The organism is Clostridium sp. DSM 17811, assembly GCF_018861905.1.
GTDB classification, from domain to species: Bacteria; Bacillota; Clostridia; order Clostridiales; family Clostridiaceae; genus Clostridium_AD; species Clostridium_AD frigoriphilum.
Genome location: NZ_JAHLDU010000067.1, coordinates 1 through 2,772 on the forward strand (window position 1 = coordinate 1; position 2,772 = coordinate 2,772).

Consider the following 2,772-nt stretch of genomic DNA (forward strand, 5'->3'; position numbering starts at 1 on the left):
GAACAAGAATTTGTAAAACAGATGGTAAGTGAATTCGCATTAAACGAAGTTAAACCTTTAGCTGCGGAAATAGATGTTACAGAAAGATTTCCTAGCGAAACAGTAGAAAAAATGGCTAGATACCATATGATGGGTATTCCAATAGCAACTAAATATGGTGGCGCCGGCGGAAACAATTTATCATATATTATTGCTGTTGAAGAATTATCAAAAGCATGTGCAACAACAGGAGTTATATTATCAGCTCATACATCATTATGTGCAGGTCCAATAGATGCTTTTGGAACAGAAGATCAAAAAATAAAATATTTAGTACCACTTGCAACTGGCGAAAAATTAGGAGCTTTTGGATTAACTGAGCCTAATGCTGGTACAGATGCGTCTGGACAACAGACTACAGCAACTTTAGACGGTGATAACTATATATTAAATGGTTCAAAAATATTTATCACAAATGGTGGAGTAGCAGATACATTTGTAGTTTTTGCTATGACTGATAAAACTAAGGGAACAAGAGGAATTACAGCTTTCATAGTTGAAAAAGATTTCCCTGGATTCTCAATAGGTAAACATGAAGATAAATTAGGAATAAGAGCATCATCAACAACTGAGCTTGTATTTGAGAACTGCATAGTTCCAAAAGAAAACATGCTTGGAAAAGAAGGAAGAGGTTTCGGTATTGCAATGAAAACTCTTGATGGTGGAAGAATTGGTGTAGCTGCTCAAGCTTTAGGAATTGCTGAAGGAGCACTAGAAGAAGCTACTAAATATATGAAAGAAAGAAAACAATTTGGAAAACCACTTGCAGCATTCCAAGGGCTACAATGGATGGTTGCAGAACTTGATGTTAAAATTGAAGCTGCTAAACTTTTAGTATATAAAGCAGCGTTTAATAAAGATGCTGGTTTATCATATACAGTAGAAGCTGCAAGAGCAAAATTGTTTGCATCAGAAACTGCTATGGAAGTTACAACAAAAGCTGTTCAAATCTTCGGAGGATATGGATATACTAAAGAATATCCATTAGAAAGAATGATGAGAGATGCTAAGATAACTGAAATATATGAAGGAACTTCAGAAGTTCAAAGAATGGTTATAGCTGGAAATCTATTAAAGTAGGAGGAAATTAAATGAATATAGTTGTATGTTTAAAACAAGTTCCAGATACAAACGAAGTTAAAATAGATCCTAAAACAGGAACCCTTATAAGAGAAGGAGTTCCATCAATAATAAATCCAGATGATAAAAATGCATTAGAAGAATCATTAAGATTAAAAGATGAACATGGTGCGCACGTGACTGTAATTAGCATGGGACCACCTCAGGCAGAAAAAGCATTAAGAGAAGCTTTAGCTATGGGCGCTGATGAAGCAATACTTGTATCAGATCGTGCATTTGCAGGAGCAGATACTTTAGCTACATCACATGCACTTGCTGCAACTTTAAAGAAATTAGACTACGATGTAGTATTTGCTGGAAGACAAGCAATTGATGGAGATACAGCGCAAGTTGGACCAGAGATTGCAGAGCATTTAAATCTTGCACAAATAACATACGTTGAAAAAGTTGACGTAATTAAAGGTGGATTAAAAGTTAGAAGAGCTTGGGAAGACGGATATGAAGATATCGAAGTTAAAACTCCTGTTCTTTTAACAGCTATAAAAGAATTAAATGAACCAAGATATATGAACATAAAAAACATTTTTGAAATGTTCCAAACTAAAGAAGTAAAAGTTTGGAGTGCAGCAGATATCGGAGCAGACATAGCTATACTCGGACTTAAAGGTTCACCAACAAAGGTTAAAAAGTCAATGACTAAAGAACCTAAGGGAAAAGGCGAATTAATACAATTACCAGCAGCTGAAGCTGCTTTATATGCAGTTTCTAAATTAAAAGAAAATCACTTTATCTAAAATGTAGGAGGGAGCAATCAATGAATATAGCAGATTACAAAGGCGTATGGGTCTTCGCTGAACAAAGAGACGGAGAACTTCAAAAAATTTCTTTCGAACTTTTAGGTAAGGGAAGAGAAATTGCAGATAAATTAGGAGAAGAGTTAACAGCTGTACTACTTGGCGATAAAACAGATGATATGGTTAAAGAACTTGTAGCATTTGGAGCTGATAAAGTAATAGTTGCGAGTAGTCCACTACTAGGTCATTTTACAACTGATGCATATGCAAAAGTTATATGTGATCTTGCAAATGAGAGAAAACCAGGAGTAATATTTGTTGGAGCAACTTATTTAGGAAGAGATTTAGGACCAAGAATATCAGCAAGACTTTCAACAGGTTTAACTGCTGATTGTACTTCATTAGATATAGATACAGAAAACAATAATTTAATGATGACAAGACCAGCATTTGGTGGAAACCTAATGGCTACTATAGTTTGTGCTGATCATAGACCACAAATGGCTACTATTAGACCAGGAGTTTTCGAAAAATTAGCTAGAGATGCTTCTAGAACTTGCCCAGTTGAAAAAGTTACTGTAAATTTAAAAGAATCAGATATCAGAACTAAAACTGTTGATATTGTAAAAGTTGCTTCAGTTTTAGCTGATATCGGAGAAGCTAATATTATAGTATCTGGTGGTCGTGGAGTTGGAAGTAAAGAAAATTTTGCTTTACTTGAAAAACTTGCAGCTACTTTAGATGGTGTAGTAGGAGCATCAAGAGCAGCAGTTGAAAATGGTTGGATAGATAAAGCAGTACAAGTAGGTCAAACAGGAAAAACTGTAAGACCAACTGTATATATAGCTTGCGGTATTTC

At 34.9% G+C, this 2,772-nt stretch carries 3 protein-coding genes; all 3 read left to right on the forward strand.

From position 1 onward, the window contains the following. Positions 1-1,119: acyl-CoA dehydrogenase (locus tag KPL44_RS24880; protein ID WP_216256072.1), on the forward strand; the 1,119-nt coding region annotated here is incomplete at its 5' end. A gap of 11 nt (positions 1,120-1,130) precedes the next feature. Continuing rightward, a complete protein-coding gene (locus KPL44_RS24885; RefSeq protein ID WP_216256073.1) occupies positions 1,131-1,913 on the forward strand; it encodes an electron transfer flavoprotein subunit beta/FixA family protein in 783 nt (260 codons plus the stop codon). 20 nt (positions 1,914-1,933) lie between these two features. Further along, on the forward strand, positions 1,934-2,772 hold an 839-nt coding region (locus KPL44_RS24890), incomplete at its 3' end, for an electron transfer flavoprotein subunit alpha/FixB family protein (RefSeq protein ID WP_216256076.1).

Coding starts and splice junctions, on each gene's coding strand:
- KPL44_RS24885 (WP_216256073.1), top strand. CDS start 1,131: ATGAATATAGTTGTATGTTTAAAACAAGTTCCAGATACAAACGAAGTT.